Source organism: Paracoccus sp. (in: a-proteobacteria) (assembly GCF_039808215.1).
GTDB lineage: Bacteria > Pseudomonadota > Alphaproteobacteria > Rhodobacterales > Rhodobacteraceae > Paracoccus.
Genome location: NZ_JBDHSP010000022.1, coordinates 26,714 through 46,741 on the forward strand (window position 1 = coordinate 26,714; position 20,028 = coordinate 46,741).

Genomic DNA, 20,028 nt, shown 5'->3' on the forward strand with positions numbered 1-20,028 from the left:
TGCGTTGACACGGTTTTCGAAACTGGCCACAACGGTGTGGCAGGCCAGTGGAGGAAGGCATGAAGAAGATCTATCCAGACGCGGATGCGGCAGTCGCGGGGGTCCTGCGGGACGGGATGCTGATTGCCGCCGGGGGCTTCGGACTTTGCGGCATTCCCGAACTGCTGATCGACGCCATCCTGAAGGCCGGCACCCGCGATCTGAGCATCGCCAGCAACAATTGCGGCGTCGACGGCTTTGGCCTGGGCAAGCTTCTGGACCAGCGCCGCATCCGCAAGATGATCTCGTCCTATGTCGGCGAGAATGCCGAATTCATGCGCCAGTATCTGTCGGGCGAACTGGAACTGGAATTCAACCCGCAGGGCACTCTGGCCGAGCGCATGCGCGCCGGTGGCGCCGGCATTCCGGGGTTCTATACCCGCACCGGTGTCGGCACCGTCATCGCCGAGGGCAAGGAGCATCACGATTTCGACGGCCAGACCTATATCCTGGAGCGCGGCATCGTCGCCGACCTGTCAATCGTCAAGGGCTGGAAGGCCGATGAAAGCGGCAATGTGGTGTTTCGCAAGACGGCGCGCAATTTCAACGTGCCGGCGGCGAAATGCGGCCGCATCTGCATCTGCGAGGTCGAGGAGATCGTGCCCACCGGCAGTCTTGACCCCGACGCGATCCATCTGCCGGGGATCTATGTCCACCGCCTGATCCAGGGCCGGCACGAAAAGCGCATCGAGCAGCGCACCACCCGCAAGAAGGAGACCGCGTGATGGCCGGTTGGGATCGGAACCAGATGGCGGCGCGGGCCGCGCAGGAACTGCAGGACGGCTGGTATGTGAACCTCGGCATCGGCATCCCGACGCTGGTGGCGAACTATATCCCCAAGGGCGTGCATGTCACGCTGCAGTCGGAAAACGGCATGCTGGGCATCGGCCCCTTTCCCTATGAGGGTGAGGAGGACGCCGATCTGATCAATGCCGGCAAGCAGACGGTGACGGAACTGCCGCAGACCGCCTATTTCGACAGTTCCGAGAGTTTCGCCATGATCCGCGGCGGCAAGATCGCCATGGCGATTCTCGGCGCCATGGAGGTGGCCGAGAACGGCGATCTGGCGAACTGGATGATCCCGGGCAAGCTGGTCAAGGGCATGGGCGGCGCGATGGATCTGGTGGCCGGCGTCGGCCGCGTCGTGGTGGTCATGGACCACACCAACAAGCACGGGGAATCGAAGGTGCTGAAATCCTGCACCCTGCCGCTGACCGGCAAGGGCGTGGTGAACCGCATCATCTCGAACCTCGGGGTGCTGGATGTGGTCGAGGGCGGGTTGAAGATCGTCGATCTCGCCCCCGGCGTCAGCGAGGCTGACCTGCGCGCCGCGACCGAGGCCAGCATCGTCGGCTAGCTCCGCGATCGGGGGGCTCGCCGCATGCCCCCAAGGAACGCCGCGCAGGAAAGAGGCTGCCCGATGCTGGGAAACGCCGAGATCGAGAGCCTGTTCACCCGCGAGGGGCGTTATCTTTGCGCGCGCTGGGGGCGGCCGCTGGCGCCGGTGATCTTTGGCCTGGCCGATGAAAGCCTGCCGGTGTTTCGCGAGGCGACGTATGCGGTGGCGCGCCATGCCGGGCTTGGCGTGACCGACACCGATCCCGAGATGGGCGCCAACATGATGAGCTTTTTCCTGCGTGACTGGAGCGAGCTTGCCAGCGTGCCGGATCTGGACCTGCTGACCGGCCAGCCGGGCCTGCCCGAGCGGCTGGCCTCGGGGTCGGCGGATCAATACCGGCTGTTCCGCTTTGACCCCGATGGCGCCATCCGGGCCTGCCTGAGCTTTGTCAACATGGGCGGCGCCCTTGCCCGGGCGCATCCGGGGCAGCTGGCGGAACTGCTGGCGGTGCGCGCCATGCTGACATTCGCGCGCGACGTGCAGCCCTCGGCGGAACTGGCGCGGCTGATCCGCGCCGCCTATGACCCGGTGCTGCCCCCGGTGGCGCGCGACGCCTCGCATGCGCTGCGGCTGGCAGCGCGGCTGGCGCGGCCGGAGTAAGCCCGCCATGCACAGCTTTCCCGTCCGCATCTATTACGAGGACACCGATCTGGCCGGGATCGTCTATTACGCCAATTATCTGAAATTCATCGAGCGCGCGCGTTCGGAATGGCTGCGCGAGCTGGGCGTGGACCAGAATGCGCTGAAGGCCGCCGGGCTGGTCTTTGTCGTGCGCCGGCTTGAGGCGGATTACCTGTCGCCGGCGCGTTTCGACGATCTGGTGCACGTCGAGACGGTGCTGCATGCCCTGGGTCCGGCGCGCATCGTTCTGGACCAGCGCGTGCTGCGCGAGGACAGGGTGCTGTTTGGCGCGCGCGTGACCCTGGCCTGCCTGGGTGCCCGCGGCCGGCCGGCGCGGTTGCCGGCGGCGCTGGCCGCGCGGCTTGGCGCCGGCGGCGGCGATCTGACGCAGAATTGACAGGGCCAGGGCTTTGGCCGACCCGGGCTTTCTGTTAAGCGGCGCTGAACAAGCCGCGAACGCGCGGCCAAAAGGACAGGCCATAAATTCATGGAACAACTCGCCGGAGCCGGGCAGCCGGTCGATTTCTCGCTGATCGCGCTGTTTGTGCGCGCATCGCTGACCGTGCAGATCGTCATGGTGATCCTGGTCCTGGCCTCGTTCTGGGGCTGGGCGATCATCATCCGCAAATTCCTGGTCTATGGCGCCGCGCGCCGCGAGGCCGAGCGTTTCGACCGCGCCTTCTGGTCCGGCCAACCGCTGGACGATCTGTATGACCAGATCGGCGACACGCCCTCGGGCCCGGCCGAGCGCATCTTTTCCGCCGGCATGACCGAATGGCGCCGCAGTCACCGCGACGATGGCAACCTGATCGCCGGCGCCACGGCGCGCATCGACCGGGCGATGAATGTGGCCATCAACCGCGAGAACGACCGCCTGACCGGCGGGCTGCCGTTCCTGGCCACGGTGGGCTCGACCGCGCCCTTCATCGGGCTGTTCGGCACCGTCTGGGGCATCAAGACCGCCTTCGAGGAGATCGCGATTTCGCAAAACACCTCGCTGGCCGTGGTGGCGCCGGGCATCGCCGAGGCGCTGGTGGCGACGGCGCTGGGCCTGCTGGCGGCGATCCCGGCGGTGATCTTCTACAACAAGCTCAGTGCGGACGCCGACCGCATCACCGGCAATCACGAGACCTTCGCCGACGAATTCTCGACCATCCTGTCGCGCCAGCTGGACGACGCGTGATGGCGGCCGGGACGATCCGACGCGAGCGCAAGGGGCGCGGGCGCGCCCGCAGCCAGCCGATGGCGGAAATCAACGTCACGCCCTTTGTGGACGTGATGCTGGTCTTGCTGATCATCTTCATGGTGGCGGCGCCGCTTCTGACCGTGGGCGTGCCGCTGGAATTGCCCAAGACCGCGGCGCAGGCGGTGCCGGCCGAACCCGAGGAGCCGCTGGCGGTCTCGGTCACCCCGGAGGGGCCGATCCTGGTGATGACCACCGAGGTCCCCGAGGATGAGCTGATCTCCCGCCTGCGCGCCGTGGCCGCGGAACGGCAAAGCGACAAGATCTATCTGCGTGCCGATGGCGCCATCCCCTATGCGCGCATCATGCAGGTCATGGGGGCGCTGAATGCCGCGGGCTTCAACAATATCGTGCTGGTGACCGAGGCCGGCGGGCCGCGCATGGATGCGGGCGGAAAGGGCTGATCCCATGGATCGCGCGGATCGCATCGGATACTGGGTCTCGGGCCTGGCCCATGCCGGGCTGATCGGCGCGGCGCTGCTGGGCGGCGCGCTGTTTCGGCCGCAGCCGCTCGAGGCGGTGCGCATGGCCGAGGTCGCCACCATGTCCGAGGCGGAATTCCAGTCGCTGGCTGCGGCGGCGGCGGGGCAGGGGCCGGTCTCGGACCAGGCCGCGACCACGCCGGCGCAGCCGCGCCCGCCCGCGGACGAGAACCGCGCCGGCGCCCCCGAGGCGGTCAGCCCGCCGGCGCCCGAGGCGCGGGCGGCGGCGCTGTCGCGACCCGCCGAGCGTCCCGAGGCGCGGCCCGACCTGTCGGATTTCGCGCGGCCGGACCATCCCGTGGCGATTCTGAGCGACGCGCCGAAACCCGCCGAACCGGCGCAAGACGTGGATCTGGCGGCGCTGCCGCAGGCCGGCAGCCGCCCCGCGCCGCTGCGCGCCCCGGCGCAGGTGCCCGCGCCGCTGCCGGAGCGCTCGGCCCTGGCGCCGGTGGCCTCGTCGCGTCCGCGCGGCCGACCCGAGGGGCTGTCCGAGGCGGTGCAGGCCCGCCGCGCCGCCGCCGAGGCCGCGCGCGCGCGCGACGAGTTGCTGGCGCGCGCCGCCAAGGAGGCTGCCGCCGAACAGGCCGCGGCCGCAAAGGTCGCCGAGGCTGCCGCCCGCCGCGCCTCCGAGAAGCGTGCCACCGAGAAGCGTGCTGCCGAGGAACGCGCCCGCGAGGAGCGCCGCGAGGATGCGGCCCGTGCCGCCGAGGCCGAGGCGGCGCGCAAGGCCGATGCCGAGCGTGGCCGTGCCCGCCGCCTTGCCGCCGCGGCAGCCGAGGAAGAGGCCAGGGAAAAGGCCGCCGAGAAACGCGCCGCAGAACGCGAGGCCGCCGAGAAGAAGGCCGCAGAGAAGAAGGCCGCAGAGAAGCAGGCCGCAGAGAAGAAGGCTGAGGCAGCGCGCATCGCCGCCGCCGAGAAGAAGGCCGCCGAGGCGAAGAAGGCTGCCGCCGAGAAGGTCGAGGCAGAAAAGGCCGCTGCCGCGAAGAAGGCCGCGGCTGAGGCGGCTGCCGAGAAGAAGGCCAGGGAAAGGGCCGAGGCCGAGCGCAAGGCCGAGGAGGCCGCGAAAAAGGCCGCCCTGGCCGAGGCGAAGAAGAAGGACGAGGGCGCCGGAGCGGCCGGCGGCGGCGGGGCCGCGGCCAAGGGCCCGCCGCTGAGCCAGGGCGAGAAGGACGGCTTTCGCGTCGCTGTCGAGGCCTGCTGGAACATCGGCTCGCTGTCGAGCGAGGCGTCGCGCACCAGGGTCTCGGTGCAGTTTTCGATGACGCCCGATGGCCGGGTCGAATCGGGTTCGCTGCGCATGGTGGACCATGCCGGCGGCTCGGACGCGGCGGCGAAACAGGCCTATGAGGCGGCGCGCCGGGCGATCCTGCGCTGCCAGAAGAACGGCTATCCGCTGCCGGCCGAGAAATACGACCGCTGGAAGGTCACGATCATCGACTTCAACCCGGGCGGGGGGGCACGCATCCAGTGACCATTCCATCCCGCGCCCTGCGCCGATATGGTGCAGGCAAAGCTTCAGAGGCGTTTCATGTTGCGTAATCTTCTGCTGACTTCCGTCATCGCGCTGGCGGGCATGGGCCTTGGCGCGCCGCTGCTGGCGCAGGACGGGCCGCTGCGCATCGAGATCACCGACGGGGTGATCGAACCGATGCCCTTTGCCATCGCCGCCTTCCACGACGAGGGGGGCGCGGGCGAATATCTGGCCAAGGTGCAGGGGCTGATCGCCGCCGACCTGACCGGCACCGGCCTGTTTCGCGAGATCCCCGCCAGCGCCCATATCGCCCGGCCCGAAAGCTTCGAGACGCCGGTGTCCTACGAGGACTGGAAGGCGATCAACGCCCAGGCGCTGATCACCGGCGCGGTGCGTGTCGAGGGCGGCAAGGTCATCGTCAAGTTCCGCCTGTTCGATGTCTTTGCCGGCCAGCCGCTGGGCGACGGCATGCAGTTCGACGCCGCCACCGGCAACTGGCGCCGCGCCGCGCACAAGGCCGCCGACCAGATCTATGCCCGACTGACCGGCGAGGGGCCCTATTTCGACAGCCGCGTGGCCTTTGTCCAGGAAAGCGGCCCCAAGGACGCGCGCCGCAAGCGCATCGGCATCATGGATTACGACGGCGCCAACACCCGCTGGATGACCGACGATTCCGCGCTGGTGCTGAAGCCGCGCTTTTCGCCCGACGGCTCGCGGCTGCTTTTCACCAGCTATGCCAGCGGCTTTCCGCAGGCGATGCTGATGGATGTGAACAGCCTCGCCTCGCGGCCGCTGAGCGCGGGCGGCCAGGGCACGATGAGCTTTTCGCCGCGGTTTTCGCCCGACGGGCGCTGGATCGTCTATTCGCTGGAGCAGGGCGGCAATACCGACATCTACCAGATGGACGCGGCCAGCGGCGCGCAGCGGGCGCTGACCAGTGCCCCCTCGATCGAAACCTCGCCCAGCTTCAGCCCCGACGGCAGCCAGATCGTGTTCGAGAGCGACCGCTCGGGCACGCCGCAGCTTTACATCATGGGCGCGAATGGCGGCGAGCCGCGGCGCATCAGCTTTGGCGAGGGGCGTTACGGCACCCCGGTCTGGTCGCCGCGCGGCGACATGATCGCCTTTACCCGCCAGCAGGGCGGCAAGTTCCACATCGGCGTCATGCGCACCGACGGTTCGGAAGAGAAAATGCTGACGGAATCGTTTCTTGACGAAGGCCCGTCCTGGGCCCCCAATGGGCGGGTTGTGATGTTCACCCGGGTGACGCCGGGCGGCAACGGCCAGCCGTTCCTGCATTCGGTCGACATCACCGGGCGCAACATGCGTCCGGTCAAGATTGGTGGCGCGGCCTCGGACCCCGACTGGGGCCCGTTGCTGCCCTGAACGCGTAAGATGGACAGCAAGATGAAAACCCTTGGAAAGATCGCCGCCTGCGCTGCCCTGCTTGCGCTGGCGGCCTGTGCCCGCTCGGCGCAGGACATGCAGGTGCAGGACCCCTATGCCAATGGCGCCGGCATGGGCGGGGTCGGCGCCGCGGCGCTGCCGGGAACGGCCGAATATTTCAAGACCGCGGTCGGGGACACGGTGCTGTTTGCGGTCGACCAGTCCACGCTGGCCCCCGAGGCGCGGGCGACGCTGGCCAACCAGGCCGGCTGGCTGAACCAGAACCGCGGCTTTTCCGCGGTGATCGAGGGCCATGCCGACGAACAGGGCACGCGCGAATACAATATCGCGCTGGGCGCACGCCGGGCGAATTCGGTGCAGGAATACCTGATCTCGCAGGGGGTGGCGGCGGGCCGGCTGCGCACCGTCAGCTATGGCAAGGAACGGCCGCTGGCGGTCTGCTCGACCGAGGAATGCTATTCCAGGAACCGCCGCGCCGTCACGGTGGTCGCGCCTGGGGCGGGCATGTGATGCGCCGGCTGCTTCTGGCGGCCGCATTCGCGCTGGCGGCGCTGCCGGCGGCGGCGCAGGACGCGGCATCGCTGGCCGATATCCGCGCCGAGCTGAACCAGCTTGCGGCCGATCTGCAATATCTGCGCGCGCAGCTGGTCGCGGCCGGCCCGGCGGGCTATGCCGCCGCCGGCGGCGACAGCGCCATCGACCGCATGAACGCCATGGAGGCGCGGCTGGCGCAGCTGACCGGCCAGACCGAACAGCTGCAGAACCGCATCGACCGCATCGTGCGGGATGGCACCACGCGCATCGGCGACATCGAGTTCCGCCTGTGCGAGATGGAGGAGGGCTGCGATCTGGGCAGCCTGACCACGCCGCCGCCGCTGGGCGAACAGGGCGGCGCCAGCCCGCTGCCCGGCCCGGACCGCCAGGGTGCTGCGCGCCAGATCACCGCCCCTCCGGCCGGGGCTGCCGTCACCGCGGCGGAAAAGGCCGATTTCGACCGGGCCCGGGAGGTGCTCGGTCAGGGTGACTTTCACCGTGCTGCAGAGCTCTTTGCGGCCATCGCCAAGACCCATGCCGGTGGTCCGCTGACCGCCGAGGCGCTGTTCCTGCGCGGTGCGGCGCTGGATGCGGCCGGCGATCTGGCCGGGGCCGGCATCGCCTGGCTGGAAAGCTTTGCCGCCAATCCCGACGGGCCGCAGGCCGCGGATGCACTGCTGGGCCTGTCGCGGGCCATGTCGGCCAAGGGCGGCCCGCAGGAGGGCTGCTTTTACCTGCAGGAGATCCTGACCCGCTTTCCCGCCAGCCCGCAGGCGGGCGAGGCCGAGAAGCGTAGCGCCGCCAGTGGCTGCGAGGCGCTGATCGGCGAGGGCACCGATCCCGAGGCGGGTGCGGACCTGCAGGATGGCGGCTGAGGCCGACCCGGTCGCGGCCAGGGTGCATGCGGCGCTGGCGGATCTGGCGGGCGATCTGCCCGCGCTGGGCATCGCGCTGTCCGGCGGCGGCGATTCCACGGCACTGATGCATCTGGCGCATGGCTGGGGCCGGGCACGGCTGCTGGCGGCGACGGTCGATCACCGCCTGCGCCCGGAATCGGGTGCCGAGGCCGCGCAGGCCGGCGCCGCGGCGCGGGCGCTGGGCATCGCGCATGAGGTTCTGCCCTGGACCGGTGCGCGGCGCGGCAATCTGATGGCGGCCGCGCGCGAGGCGCGGCTGCACCTGCTGTCCGACTGGGCGCGGCGGCAGGGGCTGCGGGCGGTGCTTCTGGGCCATACGCTGGACGATCAGGCCGAGACGCTGCTGATGCGCCTGGGCCGTGGCGCCGGCGTCGACGGGCTGGCCGGCATGGCGCCCCGGCGCGCGGCTTTGGGCATCGACTGGCTCAGGCCGATGCTGGCGGTCGGGCGCGCCGAGCTGCGCCTTTGGCTGGGCGCGCGCGGCATCGCCTGGGCCGAGGATCCCTCGAACCTGGACCCGGGTTACGAACGCGTGCGCATCCGTCAGGCGCTGGCCCTGCTGGAACTGCCCTTGCCGCAACTGGCGCAGACGGCGGAAAATCTTGGCATGGCGCGCGCGGCGCTGCAGGAATTCGCCGCCCGGACGGCGGAAGGCGCCGAATGCCGCGCCGGATCGCTGGCGCTGCCGCTGGCGGCCTTTCGCGCTGCACCGCAGGAGATCGGCCACCGCCTGCTGACCGCCGGTATCCGCCATGTCAGCGGCGCCCCGCATGGCCCGCGGCGCAGCCCGGCCTTGCGCGCGCGTGCGGCGCTGGCCGGTGCGGCGCGGCTGACGCTGGAGGGGGTGATCCTCAATGCGCGCGGGTCCTGGCTGCGGCTGATCCGCGAACCCGCCGCCGCGCTGCGCAGCCCGCCGGCCAGCGGTCCCGGCGCGGTCTGGGACCGGCGCTGGCGCATCGACGGTCTGGCGCCGGGGCAGGAGCTGCGCGCGCTTGGCCATGCGCCGCTGACCGACCTGCCCTGGCGCGAGGCCGGGCTTGACCGGGACGAGGCCGCCGCCAGCCCCGGGGTCTGGCAGGGCGGCAGGCTGATCGCCGCACCCCTGCTGGTGCCGGGCGCGCTGCGCGCCGTGCCGCTGCGCGGGGTCGGGGAATTCCGCGCATTGCTCTATTCGCATTGAACCTTGCGCCGGAATCCCTATTTTCACACGAAAGCCTTTTTCCCGCGGAGGACCTGCCCTTGGGCAACGCGCGCAATATCGCCTTCTGGGTGGTTCTGTTCCTGATGATCCTGGCGCTGTTCAACCTGTTCAGCGACGGATCCGCGCAGATGAACAGCCGCCAGATCAGCTATTCCGATTTCATCCAGAGGGTGGACAAGAGCGAGGTGACCGCCGTCACCATCGACGGCGAGAACATCGCCGTCACCGGCAAGGACGGCAAGCAATATGTCACCGTGCGCCCGCAGGGCGAAGAGATCGCCGACCGGCTGATCGACAAGGGCATCGAGGTCCGGGTCGAACGCCAACAGCAATCGGGCTTCATGTCGCTGGTGGGCGTCTGGCTGCCCTTCATCCTGCTTATCGGCATCTGGATCTTTTTCATGAACCGCATGCAGGGGGGCGGCAAGGGCGGCGCCATGGGCTTTGGCAAGTCGCGCGCGAAACTCCTGACCGAAAAGCACGGCCGGGTGACCTTCGACGACGTGGCCGGCATCGACGAGGCCAAGGAAGAGCTGGAGGAAATCGTCGAATTCCTGCGCAACCCGCAGAAATTTTCCCGCCTCGGCGGCAAGATCCCGAAAGGCGCGCTGCTCGTGGGCCCGCCCGGCACCGGGAAAACCCTGCTCGCCCGCGCCATCGCCGGCGAGGCGGGTGTGCCCTTCTTTACCATCTCGGGTTCGGATTTCGTGGAAATGTTCGTGGGCGTCGGCGCCAGCCGCGTGCGCGACATGTTCGAGCAGGCCAAGAAATCGGCCCCCTGCATCGTCTTCATCGACGAGATCGACGCCGTCGGCCGGGCGCGCGGCGTCGGCATCGGCGGCGGCAATGACGAGCGCGAGCAGACCCTGAACCAGCTTCTGGTCGAAATGGACGGCTTTGACGCCAATGAGGGCGTGATCATCATCGCCGCCACCAACCGCAAGGACGTGCTGGACCCGGCGCTGCTGCGGCCCGGCCGCTTTGACCGCCAGATCTATGTGCCGAACCCCGACATCAAGGGCCGGGAAAAGATCCTTTCTGTGCATGCGCGCAAGGTGCCGGTCGGCCCCGATGTGGATCTGCGCATCATCGCCCGCGGCACGCCCGGATTTTCCGGCGCCGACCTGATGAACCTCGTGAACGAGGCGGCGCTGATGGCCGCGCGCATCGGCCGGCGTTTCGTCGCCATGGAGGATTTCGAGAATGCCAAGGACAAGGTCATGCTGGGCGTCGAGCGCCGCTCGATGGTGCTGACCCCCGAGCAGAAGGAAAAGACCGCCTATCACGAGGCCGGCCATGCCATCGTCGGGCTTAGCCTGCCGAAATGCGATCCGGTCTACAAGGCGACGATCATCCCGCGCGGCGGCGCGCTGGGCATGGTGGTATCCTTGCCCGAGATGGACCGGCTGAACTATCACAAGGACGAGGCCAAGCAGAAGCTGGCGATGACCATGGCCGGCAAGGCCGCCGAGATCATCAAATACGGCGAGGAAGGGGTCTCGAACGGCCCGGCCGGCGACATCCAGCAGGCCAGCCAGCTGGCGCGCGCCATGGTGATGCGCTGGGGCATGTCCGACAAGGTCGGCAATATCGACTATGCCGAGGCGCATGAGGGCTATTCCGGCAATACCGGCGGCTTCTCGGTCTCGGCCGCGACCAAGGAACTGATCGAGCAGGAAGTGCACGAGCTGATCGAGCAGGGCTATCGCGAGGCTTTCCGCATCCTGACCGAGAAGGAGCAGGAGTTCGAGCGCCTGGCCAAGGGCCTGCTGGAATACGAGACCCTGACCGGCGAGGACATCGGCCGCGTCATTCGCGGCGAGGCCCTGGGCGGCGACGATTCCACCCCGGGCTCGTCGATCCCCTCGGTCACCGCCATCCCGCGCGCCGGCAGCGCCGCCGTGCCCGCGGAACCGGCGCCGCAGCCGCAGGGCTAGGCGCGCCGGACAAGAGCCCCCGGGGCTGGCCCGGGGGATTCGCGTCATGCGAAAGGTCTTTGGAGAAAGGTCTTGCGGTCGGCCCGGACGGCGCCGGCCGCGCCTGCCACCCCCGGGGCCGAGGCCGCGAATGATGGCAGAAGCGGGCGCGGGCGCCGTCCCGGCTTTTCCGGAACGTCGGGGCGAAACCGCCCGGGGCCGGTTTCATCACGCCAATGCGGCAAGGACCAGCGCATTCGTGCAAGGGTAGAGTGCGGCATATTGTCTGCGACTTTCGCGCAACTGACCCCGCCGATCATGGGCTTGCCTTGCGGCGCGCGGCAAGGCATGGCTCGGACATGAGCAGACCTGATTCCGAATTGCCGCCCGGCTCGGCCATGCCCGAGCTGCGCGCGCGCATCGACGCGCTGGATGCGCAGCTTGTCGCCCTGCTGGCGCAGCGCTCGGCGCTGATCGACGAGGCGGCGCGCATCAAGGCGCGCGAACATCTGCCGGCGCGCATCGACAGCCGCGTCGAGGAGGTGGCGGCCAATGCCCGCCGCATGGCGCGCGCCCAGGGGCTGGACCCGCAGCTTGCCGACCGCATCTGGCGCCTGATGATGGACCATTTCATCGCCCAGGAGGACCGGGCGCTGTCCGAGGGCGGGCGCGACGGGCAGGGCTGAGCGGCCCGCGCCGGCTCTGGCGGGACGGGGCAGGCGTGCTATGCTGGCCCCCGCCCATCAATGAGGCCCGCCATGTTCAGCTGGTTCGAGCGCCGGCTTGACCCCTATCCCGCCGACCTGCCGCGCATGCCGCCGCGGGGGCTGTGGCGCTTCATCCTGCATTTCTCGCGCGGGGCCGAGGTCTACATGCTGGCCATGGCCGCCTGCTCGGCGCTGATCGCGGTGGCCGAGGTGGTGCTGTTTGGCTATCTGGGCGCGCTGGTCGATCGGCTGGCGGCGGCGGACCGGGCGAATTTCTGGAGCCTCGAGGGGCAGCGGCTGCTGGCCATGGGGGCGATCCTGGTCATCGGCCTGCCGCTGTTGCAGGTGCTGTTCTCGCTCTTGATGCACCAGACGCTGATGGGGAATTTCCCGCAGCGCATCCGCTGGCAGGCGCATCGTTATCTGCTGCGCCAGTCGATGAGCTATTTCCAGGACGAATTTGCCGGACGCATCGCCACCAAGCTGATGCAGACCGCGCTGGCTGTGCGCGAAGTGGCGATGAAATTCATGGATGTGCTGGTCTATGTCGGGGTCTATTTCATCGGTGCGCTGGTGCTGGCGGGTTCGACCGACGGCTGGCTGGCGCTGCCCTTCCTGGCCTGGGGCGGGCTTTACGCCCTGCTCTTGTGCTGGCTGGTGCCGCGCATCGGCCGCATCAGCCAGGCGCAGGCCGATGCCCGCGCGGTGATGACCGGGCGGGTGGTGGACAGCTATACCAATATCTCGACCGTCAAGCTGTTCTCGCATTCCTCGCGCGAGGAGGCCTATGTGCGCGAAAGCATGGACGGGTTCCTGGCCACCGTGCACGGGCAGATGCGGCTGGCGTCGCTGCAGAACATCCTGCTCTCGACGCTGAATTCGGGGCTGACCTTCGGGGTCACCGCGCTGGGGCTGTGGCTGTGGCTGCAGGGCCGGGTCGAGGTGGGCGCCGTCGCCATCGCCATTCCGCTGGCCCTGCGGCTGGGCAACATGTCGCACTGGATCATGTGGGAATTCGCCGGCCTGTTCGAGAATATCGGCACGGTGCGCGACGGCATCGGCTCGCTGGCGCTGCCGCGCATGGTGACGGATGCGGCCGGCGCGCGGCCGCTGGCGGTGACCGTGGGCGGCGTCGCGTTCCAGCGCGTCACCTTTCGTTATGGCGAGCTGGCGCGGCCCGGGCGCGGTGCGGTGCTGGATGCGCTGGACCTGGAGATTCGCCCGGGTGAGCGCATCGGCCTGGTCGGACGCTCGGGGGCGGGCAAGTCGACGCTGGTGAACCTGATGCTGCGCTTTCACGACCTCGAATCGGGGCGCATCCTGATCGACGGGCAGGACATTGCGCGGGTCACCCAGGAATCGCTGCGCGCCGCCATCGGCGTGGTGACGCAGGACACCTCGCTGCTGCACCGCTCGATCCGCGACAATATCGCCTATGGCCGCCCCGATGCCTCGGAGGCGCAGATCCGGCAGGCCGCCGATCTGGCCGAGGCGGGATTCATTGCCGGTCTCAGCGATTCGCAGGGGCGGCAGGGGCTGGAGGCGCATGTGGGCGAGCGCGGCGTCAAGCTGTCGGGCGGGCAGCGCCAGCGCATCGCGATTGCCCGCGTGCTGCTGAAGGACGCGCCGATCCTGGTGCTGGACGAGGCCACGAGCGCCTTGGACAGCGAGGCCGAGGCGGCGATCCAGAGCCAGCTTGACCTGCTGATGCGCGGCAAGACGGTGATCGCCATCGCGCACCGGCTGTCCACCATCGCGCGCATGGACCGGCTGGTGGTGATGGAGCGCGGCCGCATCGTCGAGCAGGGGACGCATGAGGCGCTGCTGGCGCAGGGCGGCATCTATGCCGGGCTCTGGGCGCGGCAATCGGGCGGTTTCATCGAGGCCGAGTGATCTTGCCCCTTGATCCCGGCGCGCAGCTGCCGTAATCAGACGCGCGGCTTAGGGGTTTAGCTCAGTTGGTAGAGCATCGGTCTCCAAAACCGAGGGTCGTGGGTTCGAGTCCCCCAACCCCTGCCAGTCGCCCGCATCCGGCGCCGTCCCGGCGCCCCGCGACCGTTCCCATTCAGAAAATCCCGGCATGGTCCTGACCCTTCACCTGGGGGCGCACAAGACCGCCTCGACGCATCTGCAGAACTCGCTGCGCATGGTGCAGGGCCAGCTGCGCGCGGGCGGCGTGTTCTACGCCGATCCCGCACAGCTGCGCGGCGAGGGGCTGCCGATGACCCGCCAGCTGCGGTGGCGCAATCCGGCGGCGGTGGCGGGCATCGCCGCCTGCGTCTCGGCCGCCCGCCATGTCTTTCCCGAGATGCTGCTGTCGGACGAGAACATCCTGGGCGGCACGCATCGCAGCCGGCTGTTCGGGCGTCAGGGCATGGTCTATCCCGGCGCCGGCCTGCGGCTGCGCCGATTGCTGGACCTGGCCGGGGGCGGGCCGGCGCTGCTGTGCCTGGCGGTGCGCGATCCGGCGCCGTTCAACGTTTCGGCCTTTGCGCTGCAGCTGTTGCTGGGCAACGAGACCGGCATCGAGGCCTATCTGCAGGGCCGCGATCCGGCGCGGCTGAGCTGGACCGGGCTGGTGCGGCGGCTGGCGGCGGTGCCCGGTGTCGCCGGGGTGCTGGTCTGGCGCTATGAGGACTATGCCGCGCTGCGGCCGCGGCTGCTGGCGCGGCTGCTGCCGCCGCCGTTGGTGGCGCTGGTGCCAGATCCGCCGCGCTCGAACGAAAGCCTGACGCAGCCGGGTCTTGACTGGTTTCTTTCGGCGCTGGCGCGGGACGCGGGCGCCGACCGGCGGCTGCTGGCGCGCGCGGCCCGCGAGCGCTTTCCCCGCGCCGGGGGCCATGCGGCGCTGCGGCCGCTGCCCGAGGCGGCCTATCGCCGCTCGGCCCGGCACTACGCCGAGGACATGGCGCGGCTGGCGGACCTGCCCGGGGTCGAGTTGCTGCGGCCCTGACCCTCACCCGCGCAAGGGCGCTTGAATTCCCGCGCCGCAGCGGCTATCTGACCGGCTGCAAGACCAGAGGGAAATCCATGGCCAACCCCGTCCAGTTCATCAGCCAGGTGCGTTCAGAGATCGGCAAGATCGTCTGGCCCAACCGTCGCGAGGTGGTGACCACCACCATCATGGTCTTCATCATGGCGACGCTGGCGGCGATATTCTTTTTCCTTGCGGATCTGCTGATCAAGACCGGAATCGCGGCCGTGATCAATGCGGTGGGCAGCTAAGGCTTGCATTGGCGGGCTGGCGGCGGTATGTCCGCCCGACCTGCCAATGACGCGGCGTGCATCGATTCGGTCGTGCGCGCCGATTTCAATTTGGCCGGAGCCTGCGTGAGGATCGCGCGATCCGGCAATGGCAGTCAAGGAATTCAATGGGTTGGCTTGGCCGACTCGAAGGAAACAGGGATCGATCGAGACATGGCAAAGCGTTGGTATTCGGTCAGCGTCCTGTCGAACTTTGAAAAGAAGGTGGCCGAGGCGATTCGTCAGGCCGCCGCCGAGAAGGGGCTTGAGGATCAGATCGACGAGGTTCTGGTCCCGACCGAGGACGTGATCGAGATCCGCCGCGGCAAGAAGGTCACCTCCGAGCGCCGCTTCATGCCCGGCTATGTGCTGGTGCGCATGGAACTGTCGGACCGGACCTATCACCTGGTGAACTCGATCAACCGCGTCACCGGATTCCTGGGCGCGCAGGGCAAGCCGATGCCGATGCGCGACGACGAGGTGAACGCGATCCTGAACCGCTCGGGCGAGGGCGGGGCCGAGGTGGCGCCGCGCAACCTGATCCGCTTTGACGTGGGCGAGAAGGTGAACGTGACCGATGGTCCGTTCGAGGGCTTCTCGGGCATGGTCGAGGAGGTGGACGAGATCTCGAGCCGCATCAAGGTGACGGTGTCGATCTTTGGCCGGCCAACGCCGGTGGAACTGGAATTCACGCAGGTTTCCAAGACCGCGTGATCTGTGCGGGAGGCGTGAGCCGCACCGCTAAGTCTGTCCCTGCTGGGGCGTGATGACAAGGAGAAGGCCAAATGGCCAAGAAGGTAGTCGGCAGCCTCAAGCTGCAAATCAAGGCGGGTCAGGCGAACCCGTCCCCGCCCGTCGGCCCGGCCCTGGGTCAGCGCGGCATCAACATCATGGAATTCTGCAAGGCGTTCAACGCCCGCACGCAGGAGATGGAGCCCGGCTCGCCGGTTCCGGTGGTGATCACCTATTACGCCGACAAGTCGTTCACCTTCGTGACCAAGACCGCCCCGGCCTCGTTCCTGCTGAAGAAGGCCGCCGGCCTGAAGCCGCAGGGCAAGCGCAACCGCGCCCGCGGTTCGGACAAGCCCGGCCGCAGCGTCGCCGGCACCGTGACCGTCAAGCAGGTGCGCGAGATCGCCGAAGCCAAGATGAAGGACCTGTCCGCGATCGACATCGAAGCCGCGATGCAGATCATCCTCGGCACGGCCCGTTCGATCGGCATCGAGGTGAAAGGCTAAGCCATGGCGAAGATTTCCAAGAACAAGGCCGCCGCCCGCGCCGCTTTCGAAGGCAAGTCGAACCTTTCGGTCGAGGATGCCGTCGCTCTGGTCAAGGCCAACACCAAGGCGAAATTCGACGAGACCGTCGAGATCGCGATGAACCTGGGCGTCGATCCGCGTCACGCCGACCAGATGGTGCGCGGTGTCGTCACCCTGCCCAACGGCACCGGCAAGCATGTGCGCGTCGCCGTCTTTGCCCGTGGTCCCAAGGCTGACGAAGCCAAGGCCGCCGGCGCCGAGATCGTCGGTGCCGAGGACCTGATGGAAACCATCCAGTCCGGCAAGATCGAGTTCGATCGCTGCATCGCCACCCCGGACATGATGCCGCTGGTCGGTCGTCTGGGCAAGATCCTGGGCCCGCGCAACCTGATGCCGAACCCCAAGGTCGGCACGGTGACCATGGACGTGAAAGCGGCCATCGAGGCTGCCAAGGGCGGTGAGGTGCAGTTCAAGGCCGAGAAGGCGGGCGTGGTCCATGCCGGGGTCGGCAAGGCCTCGTTCGACGCCGCCAAACTGGCCGAGAACATCCGCGCCTTTGTCGATGCCGTGAACCGCGCCAAGCCCTCGGGCGCCAAGGGCACCTATCTGAAGAAGGTCTCGATCAGCTCGACCATGGGTCCGGGCGTGTCGCTGGACCTGGCTTCGACCGCCGCGCAATAAGCGGCAAGAATTTCGCCGGCACCTTTGCGAAAGGGGACCGGCGGATGGCGGGGCAGCGATGCCCCGTCCTGTCCGAGACGGAGGGTGCGGGGCAGGCCTCGCTTAATTTCCTTCCCGAGATGGGATCAAGACCGTTTTCCGAAGGCTTCTTCGGGGATCTTGGGACCGTCACGGACCCGTTCCTGGCGCTGTCCTGGCGTCAGGAAAGTGAGAGCCGGGGGGAAACCCCCATACTTGGAGTGAAACCGTGGATAGAGCGCAAAAAGAGCAGCTGGTCGAGGAACTCGGCCAGATCTTTGAAGCCTCTGGCGTCGTGGTGGTTGCCCGCTACGAGGGAATGACGGTTGCCGAAATGCAGGACCTGCGCGCGCAGATGCGCGAAGCCGGCGGGTCCGTCCGCGTTGCCAAGAACAGGCTCGCCAAGATCGCCCTGGATGGAAAGCCTTGCGCCAGCATCGCCGACTATCTGACGGGCATGACCGTGCTCACCTATTCCGAGGACCCCGTGGCTGCCGCCAGGGTCGCGGACAAATACGCCAAGGGCAACGACAAGTTCGTGATCCTGGGCGGTGCCATGGGTGACACGGCGCTTGACCCGGCCGGTGTGAAGGCTGTGGCCCAGATGCCGTCGCGCGAGGAGCTCATCGCTTCGATCGTGGCCTGCATCGGCGCCCCCGCCAGCAACATCGCCGGTGCGATCGGCGCACCTGCTTCCAACATCGCGGGCATCCTCAAGACTCTGGAAGAGCGCGAGGCCGCTTAAGGCAATCCCAGTCCCTCGTGGGGTTGTAACCCCGACGTTGGAACACTTAATGGAAAGAACGGAAAAATGGCTGATCTGAAGAAACTCGCCGAAGAAATCGTGGGCCTGACCCTGCTGCAAGCCCAGGAACTGAAGAACATCCTGAAGGATGAATACGGCATCGAGCCGGCCGCCGGTGGCGCCGTCATGGTTGCCGGTCCGGCCGCTGGCCCGGCCGAAGCCGCCGAGGAAAAGACCGAGTTCGACGTCGTGCTGACCGACGCCGGCGCCAACAAGATCAACGTGATCAAGGAAGTGCGCGCCATCACCGGCCTGGGCCTGAAAGAGGCCAAGGACCTGGTCGAGGCCGGCGGCAAGGTGAAGGAAGGCGCGTCCAAGGGCGACGCCGAGGAAATGAAGAAGAAGCTCGAAGCGGCCGGTGCCAAGGTCGAGCTGAAGTAATTGGCCTCATCAGGCCGATTCATTTCGGATGAAATGGGCAGGGTCCGGGCTTTCCCGGTCCCTGCCGAACCTGTCTTGAAGGGCGATCTGTCTGCCAGACCTTCCCTCAGGGCATGTTCGGGGTTCGGGAGCGGCGCGGTGGGACGCGCGGCACGAATTGGACCTCGCCCCTCATTCGCCGCCTTGCGCCGGTCGGGCCCCGACGGCCGCTGCAAGCGAAAGACGAAAGGTTAGACCCTCTATGGCGCAAGCTTATGTCGGCCAGAAGCGCATCCGGCGCTACTATGGCAATATCCGCGAAGTTCTGGAAATGCCGAACCTCATCGAGGTTCAGAAGTCCTCCTATGACCTGTTCCTGCGGTCGGGCGAGGCCGAGGGCCATCAGGATGGCGAAGGCATTCAGGGCGTGTTCCAGTCGGTGTTCCCGATCCGGGACTTCAACGAGACCGCGACGCTTGAATTCGTGAAATACGAGCTGGAGCGGCCGAAATACGACGTGGACGAGTGCCAGAGCCGCGACATGACCTATGCCGCGCCGCTGAAGGTGACGCTGCGCCTGATCGTGTTCGATGTCGATGAGACCACCGGCGCCAAGTCGGTCAAGGACATCAAGGAACAGGATGTCTTCATGGGCGACATGCCCCTGATGACCCAGAACGGCACCTTCATCGTGAACGGCACCGAGCGGGTGGTGGTCAGCCAGATGCACCGCAGCCCCGGCGTGTTCTTCGACCACGACCGCGGCAAGACGCATTCCTCGGGCAAGCTGCTGTTCGCCTGCCGGATCATTCCCTATCGCGGCTCGTGGCTGGATTTCGAATTCGACGCCAAGGATCTGGTGTTCGCGCGCATCGACCGCCGCCGCAAGCTGCCGGTGACGACGCTGCTTTACGCGCTGGGCATGGATCAGGAGGGCATCATGGATGCCTTCTACGACACGGTGGACTACCGCCTGCAGCGCGCCGGCAAGGGGCTGGCCGGTGGCTGGGTTACCCGCTTTTTCCCCGATCGCGTGCGCGGCACCCGTCCGACCTATGACCTGGTGAATGCCGAGACCGGCGAGGTGATCACCAAGGCCGGCGAGAAGGTGACTCCGCGCCTGGTGAAGCAGCTGGCCGAGAAGGGCGAGATCAACCTGCTGCTGCCCTTCGAGAAGATCGTCGGCCGCTTTGTCGCCAAGGACATCATCAACGAGCAGACCGGCCTGATCTATGCCGAGGCCGGCGACGAGATCACCGTCGAATACGACCGCGACGGCGAGATCTCGGGTGGACTGCTGAAGGTGCTCTTGGACAACGGCATCGAGGACATCCCGGTTCTCGACATCGACCATGTGAACGTCGGCCCCTATATCCGCAACACCATGGCCGCCGACAAGAACATGGGCCGCGACGGCGCGCTCATGGACATCTACCGCGTCATGCGCCCGGGCGAGCCGCCGACCGTCGAGGCGGCCAGCGTGCTGTTCGACAGCCTGTTCTTCGACGGCGAGCGCTATGACCTCTCGGCCGTGGGCCGGGTCAAGATGAACATGCGCCTTGATCTGGATGCGCCGGATACCCAGCGCACCCTGCGTCACGAGGACATCATCGCCTGCATTCGCGGGCTGGTGGAACTGCGCGACGGCAAGGGCGAGATCGACGACATCGACCATCTCGGCAACCGCCGGGTGCGCTCGGTCGGCGAGCTGATGGAGAACCAGTA

The 20,028-nt window shown here is 68.0% G+C and carries 21 protein-coding genes, 1 tRNA gene and 1 pseudogene; all 23 read left to right on the forward strand.

Annotated features, from left to right (window positions below; all coding sequences use genetic code 11):
* Positions 1 to 59: 59 nt before the first annotated feature.
* Positions 60 to 764 (forward strand): CoA transferase subunit A, encoded by a 705-nt coding sequence (locus WMK75_RS09520; protein WP_347267445.1) that lies wholly within the window; start codon positions 60 to 62, stop codon positions 762 to 764.
* Positions 764 to 1,396 carry a 3-oxoacid CoA-transferase subunit B gene (locus WMK75_RS09525; protein WP_347267446.1) on the forward strand — a complete coding sequence of 211 codons (633 nt, stop codon included), beginning with the start codon at positions 764 to 766 and terminating at the stop codon, positions 1,394 to 1,396. The genes WMK75_RS09520 and WMK75_RS09525 overlap by 1 nt, the downstream gene beginning before the upstream one ends.
* A 63-nt stretch (positions 1,397 to 1,459) precedes the next feature.
* Positions 1,460 to 2,038 carry a hypothetical protein gene (locus tag WMK75_RS09530; RefSeq protein WP_347267447.1) on the forward strand — a complete coding sequence of 193 codons (579 nt, stop codon included), beginning with the start codon at positions 1,460 to 1,462 and terminating at the stop codon, positions 2,036 to 2,038.
* 7 nt (positions 2,039 to 2,045) lie between these two features.
* A complete protein-coding gene (gene ybgC / locus WMK75_RS09535; protein WP_347267448.1) occupies positions 2,046 to 2,456 on the forward strand; it encodes a tol-pal system-associated acyl-CoA thioesterase in 411 nt (136 codons plus the stop codon).
* Between the two features lie 90 nt (positions 2,457 to 2,546).
* Positions 2,547 to 3,242 (forward strand): protein TolQ, encoded by a 696-nt coding sequence (gene tolQ, locus WMK75_RS09540; RefSeq protein ID WP_347267449.1) that lies wholly within the window; start codon positions 2,547 to 2,549, stop codon positions 3,240 to 3,242.
* The gene (locus WMK75_RS09545) at positions 3,242 to 3,706 is read left to right on the forward strand and encodes an ExbD/TolR family protein (protein ID WP_347267450.1); all 465 of its coding nucleotides are present in this window, start codon (positions 3,242 to 3,244) and stop codon (positions 3,704 to 3,706) included. Before tolQ ends, WMK75_RS09545 begins: the two co-directional genes overlap by 1 nt.
* A 4-nt stretch (positions 3,707 to 3,710) precedes the next feature.
* Positions 3,711 to 5,255 (forward strand): protein TolA, encoded by a 1,545-nt coding sequence (locus WMK75_RS09550; protein WP_347267451.1) that lies wholly within the window; start codon positions 3,711 to 3,713, stop codon positions 5,253 to 5,255.
* A 102-nt stretch (positions 5,256 to 5,357) separates the two neighbouring features.
* The gene (tolB, locus tag WMK75_RS09555) at positions 5,358 to 6,641 is read left to right on the forward strand and encodes a Tol-Pal system beta propeller repeat protein TolB (RefSeq protein WP_347267466.1); all 1,284 of its coding nucleotides are present in this window, start codon (positions 5,358 to 5,360) and stop codon (positions 6,639 to 6,641) included.
* Between the two features lie 21 nt (positions 6,642 to 6,662).
* Complete coding sequence (gene pal / locus WMK75_RS09560; protein ID WP_347267452.1) at positions 6,663 to 7,172, forward strand: peptidoglycan-associated lipoprotein Pal; 510 nt, start codon at positions 6,663 to 6,665, stop codon at positions 7,170 to 7,172.
* A complete protein-coding gene (locus WMK75_RS09565; protein ID WP_347267453.1) occupies positions 7,172 to 8,071 on the forward strand; it encodes a tetratricopeptide repeat protein in 900 nt (299 codons plus the stop codon). The genes pal and WMK75_RS09565 overlap by 1 nt, the downstream gene beginning before the upstream one ends.
* Positions 8,061 to 9,293: a tRNA lysidine(34) synthetase TilS gene (gene tilS / locus WMK75_RS09570; protein ID WP_347267454.1), complete on the forward strand. Its 1,233-nt coding sequence runs from the start codon at positions 8,061 to 8,063 to the stop codon at positions 9,291 to 9,293. Before WMK75_RS09565 ends, tilS begins: the two co-directional genes overlap by 11 nt.
* A gap of 59 nt (positions 9,294 to 9,352) precedes the next feature.
* A complete protein-coding gene (gene ftsH / locus WMK75_RS09575; RefSeq protein ID WP_347267455.1) occupies positions 9,353 to 11,251 on the forward strand; it encodes an ATP-dependent zinc metalloprotease FtsH in 1,899 nt (632 codons plus the stop codon).
* 338 nt (positions 11,252 to 11,589) lie between these two features.
* The gene (locus WMK75_RS09580; protein WP_347267456.1) at positions 11,590 to 11,916 is read left to right on the forward strand and encodes a chorismate mutase; all 327 of its coding nucleotides are present in this window, start codon (positions 11,590 to 11,592) and stop codon (positions 11,914 to 11,916) included.
* A 72-nt stretch (positions 11,917 to 11,988) separates the two neighbouring features.
* The gene (locus WMK75_RS09585) at positions 11,989 to 13,830 is read left to right on the forward strand and encodes an ABC transporter ATP-binding protein (protein ID WP_347267457.1); all 1,842 of its coding nucleotides are present in this window, start codon (positions 11,989 to 11,991) and stop codon (positions 13,828 to 13,830) included.
* 50 nt (positions 13,831 to 13,880) lie between these two features.
* Positions 13,881 to 13,956 (forward strand) — tRNA-Trp (locus tag WMK75_RS09590).
* A gap of 61 nt (positions 13,957 to 14,017) precedes the next feature.
* On the forward strand, positions 14,018 to 14,890 hold the full coding sequence (locus tag WMK75_RS09595; protein WP_347267458.1) for a hypothetical protein: 873 nt from the start codon (positions 14,018 to 14,020) through the stop codon (positions 14,888 to 14,890).
* 77 nt (positions 14,891 to 14,967) lie between these two features.
* Entirely contained in the window at positions 14,968 to 15,162 is a 195-nt protein-coding gene (gene secE / locus WMK75_RS09600) for a preprotein translocase subunit SecE (RefSeq protein ID WP_347267459.1), read from the forward strand.
* 192 nt (positions 15,163 to 15,354) lie between these two features.
* Positions 15,355 to 15,894, forward strand: coding sequence for a transcription termination/antitermination protein NusG (nusG, locus tag WMK75_RS09605; protein ID WP_347267460.1), 540 nt, complete (start codon positions 15,355 to 15,357; stop codon positions 15,892 to 15,894).
* Positions 15,895 to 15,965: 71 nt separating this feature from the next.
* Positions 15,966 to 16,418, forward strand: coding sequence for a 50S ribosomal protein L11 (gene rplK / locus WMK75_RS09610; RefSeq protein ID WP_347267461.1), 453 nt, complete (start codon positions 15,966 to 15,968; stop codon positions 16,416 to 16,418).
* 3 nt (positions 16,419 to 16,421) lie between these two features.
* Positions 16,422 to 17,120: a 50S ribosomal protein L1 gene (rplA, locus tag WMK75_RS09615; RefSeq protein ID WP_347267462.1), complete on the forward strand. Its 699-nt coding sequence runs from the start codon at positions 16,422 to 16,424 to the stop codon at positions 17,118 to 17,120.
* Positions 17,121 to 17,367: 247 nt separating this feature from the next.
* Positions 17,368 to 17,883 carry a 50S ribosomal protein L10 gene (gene rplJ / locus WMK75_RS09620; protein ID WP_347267463.1) on the forward strand — a complete coding sequence of 172 codons (516 nt, stop codon included), beginning with the start codon at positions 17,368 to 17,370 and terminating at the stop codon, positions 17,881 to 17,883.
* Between the two features lie 66 nt (positions 17,884 to 17,949).
* A complete protein-coding gene (gene rplL / locus WMK75_RS09625; RefSeq protein ID WP_347267464.1) occupies positions 17,950 to 18,324 on the forward strand; it encodes a 50S ribosomal protein L7/L12 in 375 nt (124 codons plus the stop codon).
* 241 nt (positions 18,325 to 18,565) lie between these two features.
* Positions 18,566 to 20,028, forward strand: a pseudogene (locus tag WMK75_RS09630) (DNA-directed RNA polymerase subunit beta); the annotation flags it as partial.

Excerpts from the sequence above, each read along its gene's own strand:
- pal (WP_347267452.1), top strand. The coding sequence starts at position 6,663 with ATGAAAACCCTTGGAAAGATCGCCGCCTGCGCTGCCCTGCTTGCGCTG.
- secE (WP_347267459.1), top strand. The coding sequence starts at position 14,968 with ATGGCCAACCCCGTCCAGTTCATCAGCCAGGTGCGTTCAGAGATCGGC.
- WMK75_RS09545 (WP_347267450.1), top strand. The coding sequence starts at position 3,242 with ATGGCGGCCGGGACGATCCGACGCGAGCGCAAGGGGCGCGGGCGCGCC.
- WMK75_RS09550 (WP_347267451.1), top strand. The coding sequence starts at position 3,711 with ATGGATCGCGCGGATCGCATCGGATACTGGGTCTCGGGCCTGGCCCAT.
- tilS (WP_347267454.1), top strand. The coding sequence starts at position 8,061 with ATGGCGGCTGAGGCCGACCCGGTCGCGGCCAGGGTGCATGCGGCGCTG.
- WMK75_RS09585 (WP_347267457.1), top strand. The coding sequence starts at position 11,989 with ATGTTCAGCTGGTTCGAGCGCCGGCTTGACCCCTATCCCGCCGACCTG.
- nusG (WP_347267460.1), top strand. The coding sequence starts at position 15,355 with ATGGCAAAGCGTTGGTATTCGGTCAGCGTCCTGTCGAACTTTGAAAAG.
- ybgC (WP_347267448.1), top strand. The coding sequence starts at position 2,046 with ATGCACAGCTTTCCCGTCCGCATCTATTACGAGGACACCGATCTGGCC.
- rplL (WP_347267464.1), top strand. The coding sequence starts at position 17,950 with ATGGCTGATCTGAAGAAACTCGCCGAAGAAATCGTGGGCCTGACCCTG.
- WMK75_RS09565 (WP_347267453.1), top strand. The coding sequence starts at position 7,172 with ATGCGCCGGCTGCTTCTGGCGGCCGCATTCGCGCTGGCGGCGCTGCCG.
- WMK75_RS09525 (WP_347267446.1), top strand. The coding sequence starts at position 764 with ATGGCCGGTTGGGATCGGAACCAGATGGCGGCGCGGGCCGCGCAGGAA.
- WMK75_RS09520 (WP_347267445.1), top strand. The coding sequence starts at position 60 with ATGAAGAAGATCTATCCAGACGCGGATGCGGCAGTCGCGGGGGTCCTG.
- tolQ (WP_347267449.1), top strand. The coding sequence starts at position 2,547 with ATGGAACAACTCGCCGGAGCCGGGCAGCCGGTCGATTTCTCGCTGATC.
- rplA (WP_347267462.1), top strand. The coding sequence starts at position 16,422 with ATGGCGAAGATTTCCAAGAACAAGGCCGCCGCCCGCGCCGCTTTCGAA.
- WMK75_RS09595 (WP_347267458.1), top strand. The coding sequence starts at position 14,018 with ATGGTCCTGACCCTTCACCTGGGGGCGCACAAGACCGCCTCGACGCAT.
- WMK75_RS09530 (WP_347267447.1), top strand. The coding sequence starts at position 1,460 with ATGCTGGGAAACGCCGAGATCGAGAGCCTGTTCACCCGCGAGGGGCGT.
- tolB (WP_347267466.1), top strand. The coding sequence starts at position 5,358 with ATGGGCCTTGGCGCGCCGCTGCTGGCGCAGGACGGGCCGCTGCGCATC.
- rplK (WP_347267461.1), top strand. The coding sequence starts at position 15,966 with ATGGCCAAGAAGGTAGTCGGCAGCCTCAAGCTGCAAATCAAGGCGGGT.
- WMK75_RS09580 (WP_347267456.1), top strand. The coding sequence starts at position 11,590 with ATGAGCAGACCTGATTCCGAATTGCCGCCCGGCTCGGCCATGCCCGAG.